Below are 21245 nucleotides of genomic sequence, written 5' to 3' on the forward strand. Positions count from 1 at the left end.
ATGGTGCAAGAGCGGGGCGCGGCGCCGAGGTTGGCGGCTGACGTAGCCGATTTCCTCCGCCACCTGTCCGCGGAACGCGACCTTTCGGCAAACACCGTCTCGGCCTATGCGGCCGACGCCCAGCAGTTCGTCGAGCACCTGCTTGAATCCGGCCGCCGCGACTGGGCAATAGCCAAGGCGGACGTCGACCGGTACTGCGAGATGCTTGCCGGGCGTGGTTACGCCATGTCCACACAGTCCCGCAAGATCGCCTCGGTTCGGGCTCTTTACCGCTTCCTGCAGGAGCGGGGGCGCGTGGCCGAAAACCCGACCGACGACCTGACCCGCTCCTGGCAGCGGCAATCCCCGCCTTCGGTGCTGGCCACGGAAGAGATCGACCGTCTGATCGAGGCTGCCACCGCCAGTCCGGGCGAATTCGCCGGACAGCGTGAGCGGGCCATGTTCGAAGTCCTCTACGGCACCGGAGTACACGCCAGCGAATTGGTGAGGCTCGACGTTGCCGACGTCGATCTGCGCGCGGGCCAGGTCTGCTGCGGCCGCGGCACGCGCGCCCAGCGCGACCAGCCGGTCGGACCGCGGGTCGGGCAGGCGTTGCGCTCGTGGATGCACGGCCAGCGTCGCCGGGTAGCCGGCGAGGGGCAGCCGGCACTATTCGTTAACCGTCGCGGCGAACGGCTCACGCGCCAGGGGTTCTGGTTGATATTCAAGCGTGTCGTCAAAAGCGCCGGACTGGACCGGCGGGTCTCGCCGCGAACCATTCGCCACACGTTCGCCACGAATCTGGCCGCCCGCGCCGCTTCGGCATCCGATGTCCGCGAAGGTCTCGGCCACAGTAGCGCATCGGCTTCGACGATGTACCGCCGGTTGGCGCGCAAGGACCCCAAGTCCGGAGACCGTCTGCACGGGTCCTGATGGCGCTCAGGCCTCGCCTTGACATGCCGGCGTCGGCCCAGGCCGCCGCCGCCGGGATCCTCCAACAGCTGCCGACCAGGCCGCGCCTGGCGATCGTCCTGGGTTCGGGTCTGGGCGCCGTATCCGCGCGCTGGCCGGCGTTGAGCTCGACTCCCTTCCGCGATTTGCCGGGGATGCCGGCGGCGACCGTGGAGGGCCACGCCGGGCGCGTGCTCGGCGTGGAAATCGCCGGCGAGTGCGCCCTAATCCTGCAGGGCCGGGTGCACTTCTACGAATCGGCCAGTTTCGAACCGGTAGCTGCCTGGGTGCGGGCGCTGTGCGCCTGCGGCATCGAGGCCCTGCTGCTCAGCAACGCCGCCGGATCGCTCAACCCGGCCTACCGGGCCGGTGACCTGATGATCGTGCGCGACCACATCTGCCTGCCGGCGCTGACCGGCCCCAACCCCCTGGCCGGCCCCAACCAGGACCCCGGGCCGCGATTCCTAACCACCGCCGACTGCTACGATTCGCAGCTGTACGTTTGGGCCGGCGAAGCCGCTGCGGAGATCGAGACGACGGTCCACTCGGGAATCTACTGCCAGGTAGCAGGGCCCACTTACGAAACCGGCGCCGAGGCCCGAGCACTCGGCCGGATGGGGGCCGATGCGGTGGGGATGAGCACCGCCGCCGAGGCGCTGTTGGCCAGGCACTGCGGAGTGCGCGTGCTGGCCCTTTCGACGATCACCAACGCCTCCGGGGAGGTGTTCGCCGCCGACGAACACCAGGAAGTTGTGGCGGCCGCCACCCGCGCCGCATCATCGGTCGGGCACATCCTGGACTCGGTTGCGCGCCGTCTGGTGAAGGAATCAGCCGACCGCTTCGGCGATGAGTAGGCGGTAGCTCGCCCAGCGTTCGCGGCTGATGGCCCCGGACCGGATGTCAGCGGCCACCCGGCAGCCGCCGCGGTCCTCGTGGTCACACCAGCGCTGCCGGCAACTGCCGGCGGCGCGTTCGATTTCAGGGAACGCCGCCAAGACCATTTCCTGCGGGGCCTGCGCGACTCCGAACGTCTTCAGTCCCGGGGCGTCGACCACCCAGCGGTCCGCGTCGACCTGGTACGCCGAGACCGCGGTGGTCACGTGGCGACCCTTGCCGGTGCGCGAATTGACCCCGAGCGTTTTCAGGTCGGCCCGACCGGTAATGGCCCTGATCAAGGTGGTCTTGCCGGCCCCGGAGGGTCCGATGAAGGCCGAGAGCCCGGGCGGGAGCAGATCCAGCAGCCCGGACACCCCGTCGCCGGCCGGAGCGATCGTGTAGCAGATCGGCCAACCCTCGTCGCGGTAGGGTCGCAGGCGGTTCCGCAGGTTTCCGGGATCGGTCACAAGGTCCCATTTGTTCACGCAGACCAGGGCCGGAATATCCGCCCAGCAAGCTCCAACCAGCATGCGGTCGAGCATGCGCAGGTGACGCCGTTCGGCGGTGGCGGGAAGAACGAACGCGGCCATCGCCAGGTTGGCGGCGATGGTCGCCGCCCGCGGGCTGCGCCCCTGTTCGGAATGGGTGCGCTGGAACTCGGAGGTCCGTTCCTCGATTCTCTGCAGCACCAGGGTTCCGGACCGCAGCGCCAGCGTGACGAGGTCCCCCACCCGCACCGGATTGCGGCCGCCGTTGTCCCTGATCATCGAGCCCGGCACGTGGAATTCGACCTCGTTGTCCCCGACTGCTGCCAAACAGCGGGAGCGCGCCACGTTGGTGACTACGCCCTGCCACGCGGAAGCCGGCCGGCTCATCGAGCCTGAGCCTGGGCTGGGTCCAACCCGAGACGGGCTAAGTCTTCGCGCAAGTAGAGGTAAATCTCGGACGATCCGATCGGCGCCGGGGGCTTATGGCTGATTACAAACTCGGCCAGCGAACGCCAGTAGTCGGGCTCGGCGATAAAGGCCCCGACCGAATCCCAGGTCCAGTAACGGTAGATGTGTTCGGGGAACCACACCCGAATCCGGATTGGCGCCGCCACGTACCCGTCCAGCAGGCCGTCGAATGCACCGGCCTGCTCTTCGGAAAGGACCAGCACCGCTTGGTCCAGGGTCGCCGGATCGGGTTGCCCGTAGAAGAAGTCGACCGCGCTGTAGCCGCGCAGATACCAGACGAACGGCCAGTGCGCGGCCTGACCCACGTGGATCGGAAGCGCCCATCCGTAACCGGACCGGGCGCCCGCCTCCTCGAATAGGTCGACCGCGGCCGGGATGTCGCGCGAGGTCTGCGAATAGGCGATCGGGGTCCGCGGCACGTCGCCGTACAGGAAGGTCGAGGCGATCGAATGCCGGGCGGTCAGCGCCAAAAGCATCGCCCCCAGCACCAGCGCCGCCAGACGCACCCCACCGCTTCGGCGAAGCAGTCGATCCGATGCCCAGGCGGCGAGCAAGTAGGTCGGCAGCAGCGGGTGCAGCGCGAGCCAGGCGGCCTTCTCGCCGGCGAGGGTATAGATCGCGAAAGAGGCGGCCAGCCACCACACCAGCAGGCTTGCGAGCAGGTCCGGGCGTCGGATCCAGAGCAGGAGTCCCCCCGCCCCGAAAACCGCTGCCCAGGGCTCGAGCAGCAGGGTCAGTGCCGGATAGAAAAACCAGGGCTGGTCGATCCGGCCCGATTGGTGGACCTCGGCCCAGACCGCCACCGAATCGTAAAACGCCTGCGGGACGAGCTGCAGGTTGACCCCGAACGAGCTGTAGAGGGCGATCGGGATCGCCGCCATCGCCGCCAGCGCCAGGGCCAAGCCGCGCCGGTCGACGACCAGCGCCGTCATCGCGGCGGAGATCGCGTCGATCCCTGGACCGGGCGCGATCACGTTCTGTCTGCGCAGCAGCGCGGCAGCCCCCAACGCGGACAGCGCCACGGTGAATATGAAGCCCGAAATGTACGCGTTCTCCTTGGTCACCAGACTGATCCCGAACGCGGTTGCGGCCAGCAGGACCCAGCGCCGCCGCGGCTCGCGCAGGTAGCGGTACAGCGCGGCCATCGCCAGGAGCGTGAGCAGAGCGATGAATATGTCGTTGCGCAGGAAGCGGGAGTAATAGAGGAAGCCGGTCGAGAGGGCAAGTCCGAGCATCGCCAACGGCGTACCGTAGCGCCCCAGGCCGTCGCGGAGGAGGTAGCCGACGGCGCATATCAGGGCGATGCCGGAGATTGCCGGCAGGAGCCGCGCGGCGCCGTCGCTGATGTCGGTAAGGGCGAACACCAGGGCGACCGCGAAGTACAGGAAGGGTCCGTGGTAGAGCGGATCGTATACGTAGGGGAAATCGAAAAGGCGCTGCAGGGCGGTCGCGGCGTGAATCGATTCGTCGTGGTGCATGGCCCGGGAGCCCAGGTCCAGCAGCCGGCTCACGACCGCTATACCCACGATTAGGGCGAACCAGACCGGCCGCCGCCCGATTGCGGTCAGCACTTTCCGCTGCAATTGCGCCGGAGTGACCATTTTCACGGCCCGGCCCGGGGCAGGGCGTAGATGGTGAGCGTCCCGCGCGGCGAGGTGAACACCGGCCGCAACGGCCCCGCCGGGGCGGGATCGACCGCCCGGTGCAGATCGCGTTCCAGCTGACCGAGAACGACATGCGTCACCCGGTTGGCTTCGAGTTCGCGGGCGATCTGCGGGTCGTTTAGTTTTCGGTACATCGCATCGACGTTCGCGGCGCGGGCGGCGAATTCGGCGTACTGGCTGCGGTAACTGAGGAACCCGTGGCCGAGCCAACCGATGACCCCGGGCACCCCGGTCCAGTTGGAGATGCGGTTCGCATCCGAGTAAGCCCGGCAGCAGGCTTCCATGATCACCGCGTCGCGGGGCAGATTGGCAGCCGCCCAGTTGGCGGCGGCGACATCCTCGGGACGATGGCGCTGCATTGTACGCAGGGCATTCAGAGACGGCTCGCCGCCGTCGCGGACGCGCGCCGCCGCCGCGTTGGCCGAGTAACCGAGCGAGATCGCCAGAAGCCCCGCCAGAAGGGCGGCCACCGACCAGCGCCAGATGTCCAGGGAGATTCCTTTTCCTGTGCCGGCAAGCTCGGTCCAGCCGGAAATCAGCATTGCCGGCAGGGCGGCGCCGAAAAGGGTCCAGGCTGCAAACCCCAGCTTGAACATCGTGTTCATGCGCACGTACGGAGGCGAATAACCGTCGGCGACGATGATCACCTCCGGAACCGCGATCAGCAGCAGCGCCGCCGCGGCCAGCATCAGGAACGGGAGTTGTCCGGAACGTTCGCCGCGGGCGCAGTCTGAGATCGCCCACAGGGCCAGCAGCGCCCCGCCGCCGGAGAGCACCAGCGCGCCGGCCGAGAAGCTTAATTCGGCTAGTCCGGCAAGCGCGATCACCGAACCGGCGGGGGCCGCGCCCAGGGGACCCCACCGCGCGCAGTCGGACCAGATGCGCCAGGCGTAGAAACCAGACAGGGGAAGACCCCACATCAACAGATAGGGGCCGAGCTGGGAGCGCAGCGGCGCGCCCGCCGGGCCCAGGTTCAGCGGTTCGTAGGAGAGCAGCTGCGGCGCCGCGCAGAACAAAGCGCTCAGGGCGGCTAGGGCCGCGTGCAGGAAGTACCTCCTCCAGAGTGGGCGCGGGCGGGCGAGGTTGGCGGCCAGACCGGCGATCGGTCCGAGCCCGAGCGCCAGCGGGAAATCCCAGGAGTTAGTCGCCAGTGCCAGCCCGGCCACGCCGCCGGAAAAGATTGCCGCGGCGGGGCCCGGCGGTATCGCGCCCGAAAACCCGCGCCACCAGGCGATCGCAGCGACCCCGGCCAGCAGGACCAGTGGCAGTCCCAGGGCGTGGGCGTGCAGGTCCCCCAGCAGGAATGTGAATACCGGGGTTTCGGTGATCGGGCAGTCGCGCACCGCGGAATCGCCACACGGCGGCAGCCCGCCGCCGGCGACGTTGCGAATGATGCGGGTGGCGTTCCAGCTGAGGCCCTGGTAGAAGAACGGATCGTCGGCGAAGCGCCCGCTCCAGTAGGCCAGGGCGGCCAGATTGCCGCTGAGCAGCGTCAGCAGGACCGCTGACGCCCCGCCCGCAGCGGCCAGACGCGCCGATGTCCGCGGCAAAAGGGCGCACAACTCGCGACCCAGGGCGAACGCGCCGAGCACCGCCAGACCGAACAGGTTGGCCAGAGCCAAGTCGAAGGCCAACAACCGGGGAATACCGGCCGCGGTTGCCCCAAGGGCCGCCGCGGCATGACCGAAATAGTAATAGACCAGGTGCTGGCCCGCCAGCCAGGCGTCGGCCGGAGGATAGGTGTCCGACCGCATGGCGGTGTTCAGGATCGCGAAGTTCGCCGGCGCCTCGGTCGCCATGACCCCGGGCACGTGCGCCCGCAGGACCAGGTAACCCCAGAACGCCGCCAGGAACAGCAGTTCGGCGGTCAGCAATCTCCGCCAGTGCGACTTCCAGAAACTCCGCAGGGCCGGGCTGCGCAGGAGCCAGGCCGCCGCCAGCATCACCATGACCCACCCGAGCCCGGAATTGAATCCGCGCTGGTTTGCGACCAGTCCGGTGTGCAGGATTGCCCAGCCGGCAAACGTGTACACGAACCAACCGATCGGCTTGGCCAGCATTTCCCCGCGGGTTGGCAGTGCTCGCAGCGCGTGCATCGCCAACGGGGCGCCGATGAAGGTGCATCCGGCGCTTAGCAGCGGCCACGCGACCAGGTAGAAGAAAGGGTTGGTCGGGTCCACGGGCCTACCCCGGTCCCGTCAGCGGGCCACGGGCATGCGAACGGTTAGTCGAACTGCACGATCATTTCGATTTCGACCGGAGTATTCAGCGGTAACTCGTTGGCGCCGACAGCCGACCGTGCGTGGCGCCCACGCTCGCCGAACACCTGGGCCATCAGGTCCGAGCAACCGTTGATGACCTTGGGCTGATCGGAGAATCCCGGCGCCGAATTGACGAATCCCAAGACCTTGACGATCCGGACCACCCGGTCGAGATTTCCCAGCGTGGCGCGGATCGTGGCCAGCAGGTTGATGCCGACCGCGCGCGCCACGACCGCGGCTTCGTCGGCGTCCAGGTCGGATCCGACTTTGCCGCTCCACGAACCTTCGCTCGCCGCCGGCAGGTGGCCGGCGAGATAGAGCATGTTGCCGCTTTGTACCGAGGTAACGTAGCTACCGGCCGGCACCGCCGGTTCGGGCAATTCGATCCCCAGTTCGATCAATCTGGCTTCAGCGCTCAAGGCGGTTTTTTACCTTTCTGGAGTTCTCGCGTCCGGCCGACCTCGCTTCGGAAACCTGGCCGGAGCAGATGCTCGGTACTTTCAGGACGCCGTCCCAATTTCTTCCCTGAGGCGCCGGCCGACCAGTTCGGCCTCGCCGTCGCGCAGGCAAGCGACATCGACGTTTAGGAAAGTCGCCCCCGGGTATCCGCCGCGCAGCCGGATGTCGGCCTCACCGGCACGCAGGGCCGCCGTCACTGATTCAACGTTGGCCGAACCGTCCGGATCCAGGTGCACGCGCAACCGGGGAACCGGCAGCCCGGTTTCGTCCGGGCAGACTCGCTCGACCCGCACGCCGGGCACGTCGCCCAGAGCGCGCTCAATCTGCGCGCACCGATCGGACCAGGCTGAAAGTAGGACGGATTCGTCTTTCTGCATGTAGATTTCGGCCGCAACCTGCAGCCCTACCAGCTGCTCGCGGGCGACCTTGGCGACCCGGCCAAGCATGCCCTCGGCCGGAGCGGCCATCATGCCGGCGCTGCGCACGTAGGCCGTGGCCCCGACTAGCAGACCGGTCGCATTGGGCCCGCCCAAGGCTTTGCCGCCGGAGACCGAGACCAGCGTCGCGCCGTCGGAACGCAGCTCGGCGATGCGCCCGATCGGGGGAATCTCGGCGGCCGCATCGACCAGCAGCGGCAGGCCGTGCGCTTCGGCCAGCTCGGCCAGCGCCCTGATCGAGAGCAGCATCTGGCCCGGCATCTCCCAGGTCAGGATGGCACCAATCGCGCATGTCTGTTCCCCGATCGCGCTCTCCACCGCGTCGACGGTCGAGGCCAGCACCCGGCCCCCCAACCCGCGGTCGTAGACCGCTTCGGTGGGCGCGACCACCACCCGGGCCCCCGACATCTCGAAAGTCTTGGTCCAGGTTCCGGCCATCTGGGCCGGGAATACGATTTCATTGCGGTGCCCGCTGCTGTCGGGCAGCCTGGCCATCAGTTGACGGTCGCCGCCGGCTATCGCCGCCGCCGCGGCAAGCATGTTGGCCGCCCCCGCCCCGGCGGTAACCTGCACCGCGGACCCGGATCCGGCGGTGAATCCGAGCAACCCCCCGATTTCCTCGGCCACGAGGCGCTGCAGGTCGGGCAGACTGACCCAATCGGCGGCTGCCCGGCCCATCGCCTCGACGACTTCCGGAGCGCTCAACGACCCGCCCAGCGCGGTGTAGTTTCCGGCGGCGTTGACGATCGGGCGCAGGCCGTAACGTTCGCGGTAAATGCTCAAAGCACCCTCCGGCCGATCATCCGACTCGGCGGCGTGGCAGCCTGGTGGTCGGCTTGGTTATCACATCAAGCACGGCCGGCTGGCCCTCGCTATTGGCCCGGGCCGCGCGCTCCAGGGCAGGCCCAATATCGCCCGGGTCGGTGACCCGGATTCCGACGCAGCCCAGCGCCCTGGCCACCGCCGCATAGTCACCGTCGGCGGTGTCCGAGCCAAAGCGGGCGGCCGACTCGGGAATGTGGTTGTCGGCGTAGCCGGAAAACTTCGAATCGTGCTTGACCACGGTGGTTATCGGGATCTGCTCGCGGGCGGCGGTTTCCCAGTCCATCGCGGTCATCCCTACCGCCGCGTCGCCCATCGCATTCACGACCCAGCGGTCGGGAGTTGCCAGCTTGGCGCCCATCGCCGCCCCGAGCGAAAAACCGAGCTGGGTGGACTGACCCCAGCCCAGATAGTCTTCGGGTTCGCGGGTCACGTAGAAGGGGGCCTGAATGTCCCGGCTGGTACCGGACTCGTGCAAGAGCGTGGATGGCCGGCTTTGCAGCTGCCGCCAGAGCTCGGCAAACAGCCGGTAGCCGTTGATGGGGGTCCCGCTGTCGTTGAATTCGGCTTCGTATTCGGCCAGCTGTCGCTTGCGCAGGGCGGCCAGGTTCTCCCGGGCAGCCGTGCCCCGGGCGGCGAACTGTTCGCGCCCGCGGCTCTCCAGCTCCTGGTTCAGGGCGGCGATGAACAATCCGGCGTCGGCCTGCACCGCCACCTCGGCCGGGTAGTTCTTGTGCAACTCGCCGGCAGACACGTTGCACTGGATCATCTTCTTGCCGGCCGGCACGGTGGGCGTGAACGATGACTGCGACAGGCTGGAGCCGATCGTCAGCAGCACGTCGCAGGATTCCAGGTAGTGGTCGGCCATCGCGGTGGCAGTTAACGCGCCGACCCCGGCCGCCAGCGGATGGTCTTCGGGGAACCCGCCTTTGCCCATCAGGGTCGTCATTACCGGCGTGCCGCTGGTTTCGGCCAACTCCACCAGACCGGCGCTGGCGCGGGCCCACTTGACTCCGCTTCCGGACCAGATGAGAGGACACCGTGCCTGCTCAATCAGATCGGCGGCCGCCTCCACGGCGCCCTGATCGGGCGCCATGCGGATCGGCTCGACCGGCCGGTAATCGAGTTCGCCGGAAAATTCAGCCCGCACCGCCTCGGAGAGGATCTCGACCATGACCGGTCCCGGCCGCCCCGAACGCAGGGCGACGAATGCGCGCCGCAGCTTCTCCTGGATCTGGCGTTCCAGGTAAAGCCGGGTCCCGAATTTGAGGGTGCCGGCGTAGTTGTCGAGGCTGTCGAAGGTGGGCGTCTTGCCGATCGCGTCGATCCCGTAGTGACCGGGCAGGAACAGCATCGCGGAGTTGTCGGTGCGGGCGTGGGCGATCGGTGAAAAGGCGTTCTCGGAACCGGCCGACTGCTGGACCGAGAAAACCCCGATCTTGCGCCCCCAGGTGGCCCGCGACATGCCGTCGGCCATGTTGCCGGCGACCCGTTCCTGGCGGGCCATGACCACGCGCAGGCCGGCCCGGGCCATCGCTTCCTGCAGGTTGGATATCGGAAAGCAGAACGCGGTGTCCACTCCCTCGCGGCGCAGGATTTCGACGATCGCGTCGGCGCCGTTCAATTGAGCAGGTCCGTGATCTTTTGCGAATCGGGGCGGAACCGCTCCAGCAGCCTTATCACCTCGCGGCCAAGCGGCGAAGGCGTGGAAGCGCCGGCGGTGACCGCCACGCGCCGGGCGCCGGAGAACCACTCGTCGCGCATTTCGGCGGCAGTCCCGACCAGGTAGGCCGGTATGCCAACCCTTTGCTTGACCACCTCGACCAGCCGGTTGGAGTTCGAACTGCGTTTCGAGCCGACCACGATGACGAGATCGACGGTGCGGGCGGCTTCCACGACCGCCTCCTGGCGGTCCTGCGTGGCCCGGCAGATGTCGTTGTGGACGCGGATGTCGGGCCAGCGGTTGCGGGCCGCCCGTATGACCGCCGCGGTGTCCCAGATGCCCAGCGTCGTCTGGGTGGTTAGGGCCAGTTTCCGATTCTCGATTCTGAGGTTAACGACGTCTTCCGGGGTTTCCACCAGGTGGACCCGGTCCGGCGCCTCGCCGATGCAGCCGACCGCTTCGGGGTGGCCCCGGCGGCCGACGTACAAGACGTCGAACCCGTCGGCGACCAGATCGTTGATCAAATCGTGGGTGACCTGCACGTCGCGGCAGGTGGTGTCGATCGCCTCGAGCTTTTTGTCGGCGACCAGTTCGCGAACCTGCGGAGAGACGCCGTGGGCGGTGTAAAGAACGGTGCCGTCCTCGATTTGCTGCAGGCCGGCGATGCGATCGTCCGAGTCGATCAATTTGATTCCGAGTTCTTCGAGCTCGGCGGTCATGTGCTCGTTGTGGACCAGGTGGCCGAGCATGTAAATTGGCCCGTCCACCGATTTGGCGGCCTTGCGGGCCATCGTGACCGCGGTCACGACCCCGTGACAGTACCCTCGCGGGTTGACCGCCACTACTTCCATTCAGGAACCTCAAACGCTGTGCTCGAACCGCCCCTAAATCTTAAGAACGGGTCGCCGCCGAACCGCGCGAAGTCAGACTTTGCGATGCTCGGTTACCGCCTGGCTGGTCCCGTCGGGCAGGGACTGGAGCTGGTAGTCGCCGAACAGGTTCGGGGCTTCCTCCTGCATGATCGCCAGCACCTTGGTGGCCACGCGGCGGATCTCGGGTTCGGCATGCTCGTTGCCGCGCAGCTCGATGAAGTGGCGCAGGGCGCGCGCGTTGGCGGTGACGAAGATCTTGGTCTCGGTCGCGTTGGGCAGCACCGAACGGGCCGCCTGGCGGGCCATCTTGCGGCGCAGGGTGCGGCTTTCGACATCTGCGAAGCGTCCGCGCAACGCGCGCACGAGCTTGCGGTACGAATCCAGCGAATTGCGAATCGACTCGACCCAGATCCGGTGGGCTTCCGGGTCGTTTGCGATCACGTCGGGCTCAACGAACTGGGAATTGGCGGCGTTCACGTAGCGCTGCGAAAGCTGGCTGTAGCCGAATCCGGCGCGGTGGCGGATCAGTTCATGCGTAAATGAGCGCGATACCCCGCTGAAAATGAAATTCCAGACCGCGTGCTCGAGCACGCTGCCGTGACCGGAGGCGATGATGTTGCCCAAATATTCCCGGTTGGATTTGCGACCCTTGCCGAATGACATGTAGCAGAGTCTTCCGCCGGCTTCGGCCAGGAGCTCGGCTGCGTTGTCGGAGTCGGAGACCCATTCCAGGCCGTGATCGGCCAGGAATTGCGCGGTTCCGGCGTCGACCATCGATTGACGGCCGACCAGCACGACCTGCGGTTCGGTAATCACCGCGAGGTCGTCGGGGGCTTGGCTATTGGGTTCAGCCGGTACCGGTTTGGTTGCTTTTGATGTGGCCACGAAGCCCGCTCTCGTGTCTTGGTTCGATCTTGCGCTGGATGATTGATGCCGCCGTCCGCTGATGCAGCCGCCGAATCGGCCAACCTGCCCCAGGGCGACTGGTATATCGTTCCGCCGGTCGAGGGCGAATGGAAGGTCGAGGCCACCCCGGACGGACGCGGAGGGCAGCACCTTCGCATGCTATACCCCGCCGGGTACGCGGCGACGGTTTACATGCGTGCCGACGGGAGGTTGCGGGTGCGGCTCTACCGCGACAATCGACCTCACCCGATGGAGATCGACCATGATCGGTTGCACATTTGGTTCGTAGACGAATGAATGCCCTTCCGGGACTGAAACTGGCCCGCGCGTTGGCGCCAGCGACCCCGCTGCTGCTCGGCGCCGGATACGCGGTCGGGCGCCTCACCGCCCGGGGCCTGACCGGCTGGCTTTCCCGCGACAGCGTGCTGGACCTGGGCCTTGCCCGCACGGTGGCCTACTCGGTGCAGAGGCCGGTGCCGGCGGCGTATTTCGGCGCCGAATTTTCGGCCGCGGCGGGCCGCGATTGCGCCGACGCCATCACCCGCGTGCTCGACCGCCCCTGGGGCGGAGATCGCCGGGTCCACGGAATCGGCCCTGATGAATGGCTGGAATTGAACCTGCACCGGTTCGCCCAGATGCTGGAACCGGTCGGCGCCGACCATGCGCCGGAATTGCACAACCCGCTGGCCAGGACGGTCATCAGCGTCCAGCTGGGCCTGATGCTCGGATACCTATCCACTCGGGTACTGGGCCAGTTCGACCTCCCGCTGTTTGAAAGCGGCAGCGGCCGGACCTACCTGGTCGAACCCAATATCCACGCCCTGGCCGGGCGCCTGCAGATCGATCCCGAGCAGCTCTGGCGCTGGGTGGCGGTACACGAACTCACCCATGCTCTCGAATTCGAACGCGCGCCCTGGCTGGCCGAGTACCTGCGAGGCCAGATCGTGACCTTTTTCAGCGGCGTGGGCGAGCCCGCCGAATCCGAATCGAAGTCCGGCAACCGGAATTCGAAACTCATGTGGTTCGCGCTCAGCGGGCGCCAGCGCCAGGTCGTGGAACAGATTCAGGCCTGCATGAGCCTGCTGGAGGGCTATTCGAATCTGCTGATGCGCCAGGTCGGGCGCGAGACCCTGTCGCAATGGCGTCAGATCGATTCGAAATTGCGGGCCCGCGACAAGTCGCGGTCACTGATTACGGGAATCGTGCTCCGCATCCTCGGGCTGGGGCTGAAGATGGAACAGTACCAGCTCGGCGACCGTTTCTGTCAGGAGATTGACCGCCGCTACGGGCGGGACTTCTTGGACTTGGCCTGGGAATCGCCCGGTCAGCTACCCACCCTGGCCGAGATCGCCGAACCCCAGCGCTGGGCGCGGCGTCTGGAGTCCGGCCCCTAGCCGAGCGAATCGAATAGGCCGCCTCGCAAATGGCTGGGCCAGGTCGCCGCCGTCCGGCTACTCGCCGGCGCCGTAGTGAATGAGCGTGTGCACCGGGTAATTCCCTAGTTCCCCGCGCCCGCCAAGAAAATCGAGTTCGATCAGGAACGCCGCGCCGACCACCCGGCCGCCCAATTGCTCGATCAACTGCTCGCACGCGACCAGCGTCCCCCCGGTGGCCAAAAGATCGTCGACCAGCAGCACGCGTTGTCCGGACGCGATCGAATCGGCGTGCAGCTCGATGGTGGACTCACCGTATTCGAGCGCATAAGTGTGGGCCACGGTTGCTCCGGGAAGCTTGCCCTCTTTGCGGGCCACCGCGACGCCGCAGTCGCCCAGCAGCGGCGACATCGCGGTGGCGAAAACCCAGCCGCGCGCCTCGGGAGCCACGATCACATCGGGCGGGTCGGCTCGGTATGGTTTGGCCAGTTGCGCGGCCGCTTCGGTAATCGCTTTTCCGTTGAGCAGAAGGGGCGTGATGTCCTTGAAGAGGATCCCTTCGATTGGGAAATCGGGAATCGTGCGGATGTATTTGGATAGGTCCAATTTTTCTGCGTTCCGGGAAGGGTTGTGCGACTGGGCATTTGGCCTTGGAATTGTCGGCGAGGCGCGAGCGGTCGCAGCGGCACCTTCGAGATTCCTGAGCCGATCGTCGGATGCCGCGCGGGGGCACCCGGATCTAGAACGGCCACGTAGGTTCCGGCCGGATCGGCAAGTCCGGTTAATCCGCCGGAAAATCCTTCCCGACTAGCGCGCTCAGGATCTGCCAATCGCTTGCCTGTTTTTCGAACCGCCGGTGGCTCGCGGCCACCCGCGGCGAGGGGTGATATAGGGGAACCAGCCAGCGTCCCATCCAGCGCTGCGGCCGTGCGCAATCGCGTTTGAGCGCCAACCCGTGGGCGTCAACGCGCCCAAGCGCCGCCAGGGCGACCGCGCCCAGTGTGGCGACGACTTGCGGATCGACCAGCTCGATGGTCGCCCGAAGCCAGCGTGAGCAGGCCGCGAGTTCGCTCGCTGACGGCGGCCGGTTGGTTCCGTCAGCCGTTTGCGGGTTACAGATTACCGCGTTGGTGACGAATACTTCCTCTCTGCTGAAACCGGCCTGTTCAAGCAATTTCTCGAAATTGCGGCCGCTCGCATCTCCACAGAAGGGGATCCCGGTCCGCTCGGCCCCGCGCGCACCGGGAGCTTCGGCAACCAGCATCAACCGGGCCGACGTATCACCGTTGCGGGCTGAGAGTACGCGCCTGCGGCCTTCCATTTCCGGGCAGGTCCGGCAGGCCGCCGCCGCGGCAAACAGTTCCTGGCAGTTTGTTGGATTGCGGACTGGGGCTACCAAGGTTGGCCGACCAGAAACAGCTCTTCGGCCGGCCCGTCATCGTTAAGGTCCCGATCGCGGGCCAGTTGCTCCGGGTCCGGCAATGGATCGCCGATTTCGGATTCGAGCTGCCCCAGCAATCCGTACTTGCGTTCGGCGAATTCGCCGGTCGGAAACCGCACCCGCGGCAGCCCGGGTTCAGCGTCGCCGAATGACCATATTTGCAGCGCCTCTTCCAGCGGCGCGCCGGCGATCAAGCCGCCGCCGGACCGGGCCAGAACCGCGGCGCGCCAGGCTATCGCGAACGCGGCCGAGCAGTCGGGATTGGGCGAGCGGCCGGGATGGGTGATCAGGTTCCCAGGACGCCGTCGCCGCAGGATCTGCCCGAGCTGGGCGGCTGCGACCGGGTCATCGCGAATGGTCTGCTGGGAAAAATCAAGCACTTCGCTGCTGGCCCCGAACGCCGCCGCCGATTCCGTCAGCCCGACGAATGCCCGTTCCGACGAATCATCTGGTTGGTCCGGCCCCGCAAGAAGCCGGGGAGCCAGGACGACGATCGTGGCCGCGACCGAAGCTTCGGCCAGCGCCAGGAGCAACCCGCCGACCGCGACTTCGGCCGCGTACGGGTAGGCCGCCACGACCATCGTGGGCCTTAAGAGGCGGTCAGGCGCTAGAGTTGCCGGCATGGCCAAATTCTGATTTGGGCATCGGTCGCTGATATATGGATTGAATTTTCAGTTGAGCCAATTCCTCGACACCGCCGAGATTCTCGTGACGGCCGGCCGCGGCGGGCGCGGGTCGGCATGGCTGCGTCGCGAAAAATACGTGCCGCGGGGCGGGCCCGCCGGTGGCGACGGCGGCCGCGGCGGGCACGTGCTGTTGCGGGCCAGGTCGGGCGAGAACACCCTGCTGAAATTCCGGTTCGAGCGCCGCTTCCGGGCCGGCCACGGCGGTCCCGGCGGGCGGAACCGCGCGACCGGCGCCCAGGGCGACGACCTCTACCTGGACGTTCCCTGCGGGACGGTGGTGCTGGAAGCGGAAGGCGGGGGCCTGATCGGGGACCTGACCGCCGACGGCCAGGTCCTGACGGTCGCGCAGGGCGGCGAGGGGGGATTCGGCAACACGCACTTTAAGTCCTCGCGCAACCAGACACCGCGCATGGCCCTTAAAGGCTCACCGGGTCAATCGCGGAGATTGCGGCTGGAGTTGAAACTCATGGCCGATGTTGGCCTGGCCGGGGCGCCAAATGCCGGCAAGTCCTCGCTGCTGTCGGCCATTTCGGCGGCCCGCCCTCAGGTGGCCGCGTATCCCTTTTCGACCAAACACCCGGTCCTGGGAGTGGTCCGCTTCGGAGACCGCCAGCTGGTGTTCGCCGATGCCCCCGGGCTTATCGAGGGCTCCCACCTTGGCCATGGGCTGGGCCACGAGTTCTTGCGCAATCTCGAACGCACGAGGTTCCTGATCCAGGTGGTCGACCTATCGGGTGAGTCCGGCGACCCGCTTGAAACCTACCGGCAGGTGCGAAGCGAGTTGCGCGACGCTCCGCACCCGCTCGACGACCGCCCCTTCATAGTTGCCGCCAACAAGATGGACACCTTCACCGCGCGCGCGGCCTGGCCGGCGTTCGCCGGCGCGCTCGCTGATATCGGGGAGAGCGCGTTTCCAATCTCGGCCGTTACCGGCGAGGGATTGAACGAACTGCTGGCGGCGGCCTTCGAGGGCGCCGGCACCGCCCCCGTGCCGGATTTGGCCGGGGATTTGGTTCCGGTCCTGCGCCCCGCCGACGCCGAGCGGCCGCTGGTCGTCAACCGCCTCGGCGAGGGGAGGTTTCAGGTTTCCGGCGGCACGGTCGAGAACCTGACCGAACGGGTTGATTTCGCGCTCCCCGATGCGCTGGCATGGTACTGGCGCCAGCTCGAACGCGGCGGCGTGATGACGGCCCTGCGCCGCGCCGGCGTGCGGGCCGGCGACCAGGTCGAGATCGGCGGCCGGGCGTTCGAATGGCGAGAGGGCTAGGAATGCACTGCGCCCGACGGGTATTTGGCTCCTAGACAGCTATCCCGTAGTGGTCGGCCACGCGGGCATCCAGCGCCGGCAGGTCCAATCCGTTGTCGGTCAGCCACGATTCGGCGGTTGACGTCAACTCCTCGCCGGTCCAATCCGATTCGGTCCGCAGGGCGAGGTAGAAGCGGTCTTCGGCCTGGGCCTGCAGGTCGGCCAGCGTCTCGGCTTCAATGGTGCGGTCGGATTCGAACCCCTCGACGAAGAAAAGGATGTCGCTGGCATCCTCGACGGTGAAAATGCGGGCTTCGCCAACCGGTTGCTCCCACACGTCGTCCACGTATGTCGCCGGGATTCGCTCGCGCACGCTCCACCCGTAATCGAACGCGGTGTAATCGGTGTTTTCGGCGTCGTTGGCGACCACCTGATCGCGCTCGCCGGCCTCGAGCTGGTCGGCCAATTCCTCCAGCAAAACGCGATCGGTCGAGCGAAGAATCAGCAGCTTCGCCTGGTCGGCGGAAACCGGGACCGCGGCGCGCGCCTGGGCCAGGGCGTAATCCTCAAGGGCCAGGCCGCGCAGGTGAGCTTCAAGGTCTTCGGAATCGACTCCGATGCGCTCGGCCAAGTCTTCGGTCACCGCGCCCTCGCCCCCGTATTCGGCCAGTCTGGACGCGTACTCGGCCTGGGCCGGAAATTCGGTCTCAGCGTAGCGGTCGGCAAGCAATTGGCGGTGGATCAAGTCGTCGATCGCGCCCGACTCGGCGGCGAAGAATCCCCGCGCGAGCTCATCGGATTCTTCGGTTGGGGCGAAATCGGCAAATTCCGGCACCGCGGCCGCGAGCGCGTTGAGTCCGCTGATGGACCGCCAGCGCTGCAGATCGCGCTCTATCGCGACCTGGCGCAGCGTGATAGTCGATTCGCCGATCCGGGCCTGCGAGCTGCCGGCGATTCCGATCCGGTTGTAGTAGAGCATCGACCCCAGCACCGCCAACAAGACAAGGGTGATCAGCCAGGCAAAAGCCTGAACTAATTTGGTACCGGCCTGGGTGCGGTTTAAGTCCGACTGGCGGTTCCAAGTTCGCAGGACCTGGGGCAGCTGCCGCCAAGCCAGCCGGTGTTCGGCTTCGATCTGAGTCCGACGCGAGACCCGTTCGCTCTCGCGTTGCTGTCGGCGCCGTTGACCGCGGTTGTGTGGCCGGTTGCTGCGTGCCGCCATCTTGGCGAAGGATTAACGCGGGATGTTTGGCTTAGCGGCGCTGCGTAAAGGGCAGGAGCGCCAGGTACCGGGCACGCTTGATCGCCCGCGACAGCTTGCGCTGCTGCTTGGCGTCGAGACCGGTCTGGCGCCTGGCCAGGATCTTGCCCGACGGGGCGATGAAATTGCGAATCCGGTCGATGTCTTTGTAGTCGAGGACGACATCCTCGCCGGGCTCGAACACGTTACCGATCACGCCGCGCCGGCGCCGGCGCATGTCGGAGCGGCGTCGGTTGTCTGGGGTGCGGGCCGGGCGGTTGTCGGCGGAACCTGACTGGGTGGACATTGGCAATCTTTCTGGCTAGTGAATCAGGATGGAGCTGGTTTTGCGCGGCTAAAAGGGCAGGTCGTCGATGTCGATTTCCTGCTCCTGGCGGCGGCCGCCCTGCGCCGGTCGGTTGCGGTCCTGGCCGGACCCGGCCTGTTCCCAGGATTCGACCGCTCCGGAGGTCGGTTGGGCCCGCCCCGGCGAAGCGCCGCCGTAGCTTTCGCGATCGCCCGAGAGCATCAGCATTTCGGACGCCGACACTTCCATCGCCGTGCGCGTCTGGCCGTCATTGCCGCGCCAGTCGCGGGTCCGGAATCGGCCCGATACGTAGACCTTGGATCCGCGCGCCAGGTACTGGTTTGCGACCTCGGCCAGCCTTCCCCAGGCGGTGATCCTGAACCAGTCGGTGTGCTCTGTCCACTGCCCGTCCGGGCCGCGAACGTTGTCGTTTACGGCGACCGAGAAAGTCGAATACTCGCGACCGTTCTGGGTGAACCGTTTTTCCGGGTCCGCGCCCAGGTTGCCAACCAGAGTGATGTTCTTGACTCCGCGCGCGCGGCGCGGGCGCCCGTCTGCGTTCATTCCCTATCTTCCCCGTTTGATAGTCCGCCTTGTTCGTCGGCTGCGGCTTCTTCGTCCTCCAGGACCGGGCCGATTCCACCTTCGTCCACGGTGATCAAGAAGCGCATCAAGCCCGACTCCAGGCGCAGCGCGTCCTGCACCGGCTTGATGGCCGTCGGTTCGATTTCGATCTTGAACAGGGTGTAGAAAGCCTCGCGCATCTTGTTGATCTCGTACGCCAGGCGCCGGCGTCCCCACTGGTGGGTGGCAGTGATTGCGCCGCCGTTGGCGGTCACGTGGCGTTCGACCGTTTCCATCTGCTCCGGCGAGGCTTCAATGCCCTCCGGCGTGGCGTTGAAGAGCGCCACGATTTCGTACTGGCCCAATTGGACCCCCTTCCTACGGGTTTGTCGACGTGCGGCCGCGCGTTAACGCGCGGCGGTCCGACCGCCGACAGAAAGGTAGAACGTCGTCCGGGCGCATACGACCCGGGCCGGGCGATTCTAGGTGAAGGAACCGCCCGTTTCCATTGAACGGACCGGGTGGCGCGGATAATCGGGGACACGAATCAGGAACTCGCCCGGTTTATAGGCCCGATCATCCGCTGATGGGACCGGTTTTCAGATTGCGCCAGCAGCGCATGCGCACCCGCAGCGTCCTCGAACGCCTGGGGTTGACCCCGGTCCCGATCGCCCCGAATGAATTCCTGGGCGCGGCCGACTGGGTCGAATGCGGAGACGCGCGCGCGGTGGTGGAATCCGTTGGCCAGGGACCCCCCATCCTGGCGCTGCCCGGTTTCGCGGGCACCAGCCGGGCCTGGCTGCCGCTGGCCGGCCGGCTGGCCGCGAACTGGCGATTGCTGCTGATCGATCCGCCCGGATTTGCCCTGGCTGACAAACCCGCGGGCGCCGATTACAGCGCCGAGGCGCAGGCGCGGCGGTTGCTGGGAGTCATGGATCGACTCGAAATCGGCGCCGGGGCGCTGATGGCGACTTCCGGAACCGGACCGGCCGGACTGGCGGCGGCGGCGATTGCGCCGGACCGCATCAAGGCGCTGATTCTGGTCGCCCCCTTCCTTAGCCCTTCGGCGCTGGCGCGCTGGGCGATCCGGATCGCCGGCAACGACCTGGTGGCGCCGGTCGCCGGTCGGATCGCCTCGCTGCGCACGGTGGTTGGGCTGGCCAACATCATGGGCATGGAGGACGCGCGCTCGGTCACCGATGAAGTCATCGACGAACAGTATCTGCCGTTCGGCGCGCCGGATTTTGTGCGCGCCAGCTTTGAAATCCTCAAGCACCTGGCGCCGGATGACCTGGACCGGTTGCTGCCGTCGATATCTGTGCCGGTTCTGGCGGTGCACGGAGAATCCGACCTTGCCTCCGACCAGGCCCGGACGCTGCGGCTGCTGAATATGCTGCCCGACATTCAGCAGGTGGAGCTGGAGCACTGCGGGCACGTGATTCAGCGCGAATTCCCCAACGAACTGGCGACCCTGATCGACGAATTCCTTAGCCGCCGCCTTGAGGCGGTGCGCTCAAGCGCCGCCGCGGCCTAGCGACGCATCCGTTGAGCGGCAACGCGATCGCCAGTATTCCGCTCAAGGGTGGAATCGACGCAATGCCGGCGATCGGATTCGGCACCTGGCTCTACCGGGGCGGGGCGGGCGTTCTGGTGCGGGCGACCGAGCTGGGCTGCGGATTCATTGACACGGCCGAGTCCTACGGCAACGAGGACCTGGTCGGGACCGAGCTGGCGCCGGTTCGAGACCGGGTGTTCCTGGCCACCAAGGTCTCGCCGGAAAACCTGCGGCTGGCGGACGTTATCCGCCATTGCCTGCGGTCGATCGAGCGGCTCGGGGTGTCCGCGATTGACCTGTATCAGGTGCATTGGCCGAACCCGCACATCCCGATCAACGAGACCATGCGCGGCATGCGGCACCTGGTGGAAGAAGGCCTGGTGCGCTACGTTGGGGTCAGCAATTTCTCGATCGACCAGATGCAGGCGGCCCAGGCGGCCCTGGGCGACATACCGCTCGTTTCGAACCAGATCCGCTACAACCTGGTCGATCGCCAAATGGAACGCGATACGGTCGCCTGGTGCCGCGATAACGGAGTCCTGGTGATTGCCTACCGGCCGCTGGCGCGCTTTGAACTGGGGGCTTCAAAACCCGTTGTCGAGTCGATCGCCGAAGAGGTCGGACGATCACCCGCCCAGGTCCTGCTCAACTGGGCGATTGGCGGCGGCGGCGTGACCGCGATTCCGAAAACCGATCGGATCGAGCGTGTCGACGACCTGGCCGCTGCGACCCGGTGGCGCTTGACCGGCCGCCAGCGTCGACTACTGGAAGCGGGCACCGCCTGAAACGGTACCGGGGGCGGGATTTGAACCCGCACGGGCCAATGGCCCAGCGGATTTTAAGTCCGCTGCGTCTGCCGTTCCGCCACCCCGGCAGGGTCACCGCACGGATTTTCGCCTGTGCACGAGCCCCGGGCGAGCTGACCCTGGAGGGTCGCGCCTCCACGCTCCTTCCCGCCCGCCCCAGCGGAGGCTGACTGAGCGTGCT

At 67.0% G+C, this 21245-nt stretch carries 22 protein-coding genes and 1 tRNA gene; 7 read left to right on the plus strand and 16 right to left on the minus strand.

Annotation, left to right across the window (positions count from 1 at the left end):
* Positions 1–912, plus strand: coding sequence for a tyrosine-type recombinase/integrase (locus tag F4X41_08650; protein MYB17079.1), 912 nt, complete (start codon positions 1–3; stop codon positions 910–912).
* Positions 912–1784, plus strand: a complete 873-nt coding sequence (locus F4X41_08655; GenBank protein ID MYB17080.1) for a purine-nucleoside phosphorylase — start codon at positions 912–914, stop codon at positions 1782–1784. The genes F4X41_08650 and F4X41_08655 overlap by 1 nt, the downstream gene beginning before the upstream one ends.
* Here F4X41_08655 and rsgA read toward each other — a convergent pair.
* From rsgA to thyX, 8 genes are all read right to left on the minus strand, one after another.
* Positions 1758–2681, minus strand: coding sequence for a ribosome small subunit-dependent GTPase A (rsgA, locus tag F4X41_08660; protein MYB17081.1), 924 nt, complete (start codon positions 2679–2681; stop codon positions 1758–1760). The genes F4X41_08655 and rsgA overlap by 27 nt on opposite strands.
* The gene (locus F4X41_08665) at positions 2678–4369 is read right to left on the minus strand and encodes a TIGR03663 family protein (GenBank protein ID MYB17082.1); all 1692 of its coding nucleotides are present in this window, start codon (positions 4367–4369) and stop codon (positions 2678–2680) included. The genes rsgA and F4X41_08665 overlap by 4 nt, the downstream gene beginning before the upstream one ends.
* Positions 4366–6606, minus strand: a complete 2241-nt coding sequence (locus F4X41_08670) for a hypothetical protein (protein MYB17083.1) — start codon at positions 6604–6606, stop codon at positions 4366–4368. The genes F4X41_08665 and F4X41_08670 overlap by 4 nt, the downstream gene beginning before the upstream one ends.
* Positions 6607–6650: 44 nt before the next feature.
* Complete coding sequence (locus tag F4X41_08675) at positions 6651–7106, minus strand: RidA family protein (protein MYB17084.1); 456 nt, start codon at positions 7104–7106, stop codon at positions 6651–6653.
* A gap of 81 nt (positions 7107–7187) precedes the next feature.
* On the minus strand, positions 7188–8366 hold the full coding sequence (locus F4X41_08680) for a hypothetical protein (protein MYB17085.1): 1179 nt from the start codon (positions 8364–8366) through the stop codon (positions 7188–7190).
* 16 nt (positions 8367–8382) lie between these two features.
* Complete coding sequence (locus F4X41_08685) at positions 8383–10029, minus strand: hypothetical protein (protein ID MYB17086.1); 1647 nt, start codon at positions 10027–10029, stop codon at positions 8383–8385.
* Positions 10026–10919, minus strand: a complete 894-nt coding sequence (locus F4X41_08690) for a 4-hydroxy-3-methylbut-2-enyl diphosphate reductase (protein MYB17087.1) — start codon at positions 10917–10919, stop codon at positions 10026–10028. The genes F4X41_08685 and F4X41_08690 overlap by 4 nt, the downstream gene beginning before the upstream one ends.
* A 72-nt stretch (positions 10920–10991) precedes the next feature.
* The gene (gene thyX, locus F4X41_08695) at positions 10992–11714 is read right to left on the minus strand and encodes an FAD-dependent thymidylate synthase (GenBank protein ID MYB17088.1); all 723 of its coding nucleotides are present in this window, start codon (positions 11712–11714) and stop codon (positions 10992–10994) included.
* A 156-nt stretch (positions 11715–11870) separates the two neighbouring features.
* On the opposite strand from thyX, the gene F4X41_08700 reads away from it, so the two are divergent.
* Together F4X41_08700 and F4X41_08705 are read left to right on the plus strand one after the other, a co-directional pair.
* On the plus strand, positions 11871–12143 hold the full coding sequence (locus tag F4X41_08700; GenBank protein ID MYB17089.1) for a hypothetical protein: 273 nt from the start codon (positions 11871–11873) through the stop codon (positions 12141–12143).
* Positions 12140–13240: a hypothetical protein gene (locus tag F4X41_08705; protein MYB17090.1), complete on the plus strand. Its 1101-nt coding sequence runs from the start codon at positions 12140–12142 to the stop codon at positions 13238–13240. The genes F4X41_08700 and F4X41_08705 overlap by 4 nt, the downstream gene beginning before the upstream one ends.
* Positions 13241–13297: 57 nt before the next feature.
* Here the strand turns inward: F4X41_08705 and F4X41_08710 are convergent, their stop codons facing one another.
* The 3 genes from F4X41_08710 to F4X41_08720 all read right to left on the minus strand — a co-directional run bounded on the left by F4X41_08710 (position 13298) and on the right by F4X41_08720 (position 15283).
* Positions 13298–13825 carry an adenine phosphoribosyltransferase gene (locus F4X41_08710; GenBank protein ID MYB17091.1) on the minus strand — a complete coding sequence of 176 codons (528 nt, stop codon included), beginning with the start codon at positions 13823–13825 and terminating at the stop codon, positions 13298–13300.
* 175 nt (positions 13826–14000) lie between these two features.
* Positions 14001–14540, minus strand: coding sequence for a uracil-DNA glycosylase (locus F4X41_08715; protein MYB17092.1), 540 nt, complete (start codon positions 14538–14540; stop codon positions 14001–14003).
* A 71-nt stretch (positions 14541–14611) separates the two neighbouring features.
* Entirely contained in the window at positions 14612–15283 is a 672-nt protein-coding gene (locus tag F4X41_08720; protein ID MYB17093.1) for a hypothetical protein, read from the minus strand.
* Positions 15284–15311: 28 nt separating this feature from the next.
* On the opposite strand from F4X41_08720, the gene obgE reads away from it, so the two are divergent.
* Positions 15312–16613 carry a GTPase ObgE gene (gene obgE, locus F4X41_08725; GenBank protein ID MYB17094.1) on the plus strand — a complete coding sequence of 434 codons (1302 nt, stop codon included), beginning with the start codon at positions 15312–15314 and terminating at the stop codon, positions 16611–16613.
* Between the two features lie 31 nt (positions 16614–16644).
* Here the strand turns inward: obgE and F4X41_08730 are convergent, their stop codons facing one another.
* The 4 genes from F4X41_08730 to rpsF all read right to left on the minus strand — a co-directional run bounded on the left by F4X41_08730 (position 16645) and on the right by rpsF (position 19068).
* Positions 16645–17814 carry a hypothetical protein gene (locus F4X41_08730; GenBank protein MYB17095.1) on the minus strand — a complete coding sequence of 390 codons (1170 nt, stop codon included), beginning with the start codon at positions 17812–17814 and terminating at the stop codon, positions 16645–16647.
* A gap of 31 nt (positions 17815–17845) precedes the next feature.
* Positions 17846–18070 (minus strand): 30S ribosomal protein S18, encoded by a 225-nt coding sequence (rpsR, locus tag F4X41_08735; GenBank protein MYB17096.1) that lies wholly within the window; start codon positions 18068–18070, stop codon positions 17846–17848.
* Between the two features lie 117 nt (positions 18071–18187).
* Positions 18188–18703: a single-stranded DNA-binding protein gene (locus F4X41_08740; GenBank protein MYB17097.1), complete on the minus strand. Its 516-nt coding sequence runs from the start codon at positions 18701–18703 to the stop codon at positions 18188–18190.
* The gene (rpsF, locus tag F4X41_08745; protein ID MYB17098.1) at positions 18700–19068 is read right to left on the minus strand and encodes a 30S ribosomal protein S6; all 369 of its coding nucleotides are present in this window, start codon (positions 19066–19068) and stop codon (positions 18700–18702) included. The genes F4X41_08740 and rpsF overlap by 4 nt, the downstream gene beginning before the upstream one ends.
* A 221-nt stretch (positions 19069–19289) precedes the next feature.
* Here rpsF and F4X41_08750 point away from each other — a divergent pair, with 221 nt between their 5' ends.
* Both F4X41_08750 and F4X41_08755 read left to right on the plus strand, forming a co-directional pair.
* Complete coding sequence (locus F4X41_08750; protein ID MYB17099.1) at positions 19290–20237, plus strand: alpha/beta hydrolase; 948 nt, start codon at positions 19290–19292, stop codon at positions 20235–20237.
* Positions 20238–20248: 11 nt separating this feature from the next.
* Positions 20249–21043: an aldo/keto reductase gene (locus F4X41_08755; protein ID MYB17100.1), complete on the plus strand. Its 795-nt coding sequence runs from the start codon at positions 20249–20251 to the stop codon at positions 21041–21043.
* A 5-nt stretch (positions 21044–21048) separates the two neighbouring features.
* Here F4X41_08755 and F4X41_08760 read toward each other — a convergent pair.
* Positions 21049–21132: transfer RNA gene (locus F4X41_08760), tRNA-Leu, on the minus strand.
* Positions 21133–21245: the final 113 nt, after the last annotated feature.

This window comes from Chloroflexota bacterium (genome assembly GCA_009840625.1).
Taxonomy (GTDB): Bacteria; Chloroflexota; UBA11872; order UBA11872; family VXNJ01; genus VXNJ01.

Bases quoted from the DNA above. Each gene is read 5' to 3' on its own strand.
- F4X41_08705 (MYB17090.1), top strand. From the start codon at position 12,140: ATGAATGCCCTTCCGGGACTGAAACTGGCCCGCGCGTTGGCGCCAGCG.
- F4X41_08715 (MYB17092.1), bottom strand. From the start codon at position 14,540: ATGGAAGGCCGCAGGCGCGTACTCTCAGCCCGCAACGGTGATACGTCG.
- rpsR (MYB17096.1), bottom strand. From the start codon at position 18,070: ATGCGCCGGCGCCGGCGCGGCGTGATCGGTAACGTGTTCGAGCCCGGC.
- F4X41_08655 (MYB17080.1), top strand. From the start codon at position 912: ATGGCGCTCAGGCCTCGCCTTGACATGCCGGCGTCGGCCCAGGCCGCC.
- F4X41_08700 (MYB17089.1), top strand. From the start codon at position 11,871: ATGCCGCCGTCCGCTGATGCAGCCGCCGAATCGGCCAACCTGCCCCAG.
- F4X41_08690 (MYB17087.1), bottom strand. From the start codon at position 10,919: ATGGAAGTAGTGGCGGTCAACCCGCGAGGGTACTGTCACGGGGTCGTG.
- F4X41_08740 (MYB17097.1), bottom strand. From the start codon at position 18,703: ATGAACGCAGACGGGCGCCCGCGCCGCGCGCGCGGAGTCAAGAACATC.
- thyX (MYB17088.1), bottom strand. From the start codon at position 11,714: ATGGTCGACGCCGGAACCGCGCAATTCCTGGCCGATCACGGCCTGGAA.
- F4X41_08730 (MYB17095.1), bottom strand. From the start codon at position 17,814: ATGGCGGCACGCAGCAACCGGCCACACAACCGCGGTCAACGGCGCCGA.
- rsgA (MYB17081.1), bottom strand. From the start codon at position 2,681: ATGAGCCGGCCGGCTTCCGCGTGGCAGGGCGTAGTCACCAACGTGGCG.
- F4X41_08650 (MYB17079.1), top strand. From the start codon at position 1: ATGGTGCAAGAGCGGGGCGCGGCGCCGAGGTTGGCGGCTGACGTAGCC.
- F4X41_08750 (MYB17099.1), top strand. From the start codon at position 19,290: ATGGGACCGGTTTTCAGATTGCGCCAGCAGCGCATGCGCACCCGCAGC.
- F4X41_08720 (MYB17093.1), bottom strand. From the start codon at position 15,283: ATGCCGGCAACTCTAGCGCCTGACCGCCTCTTAAGGCCCACGATGGTC.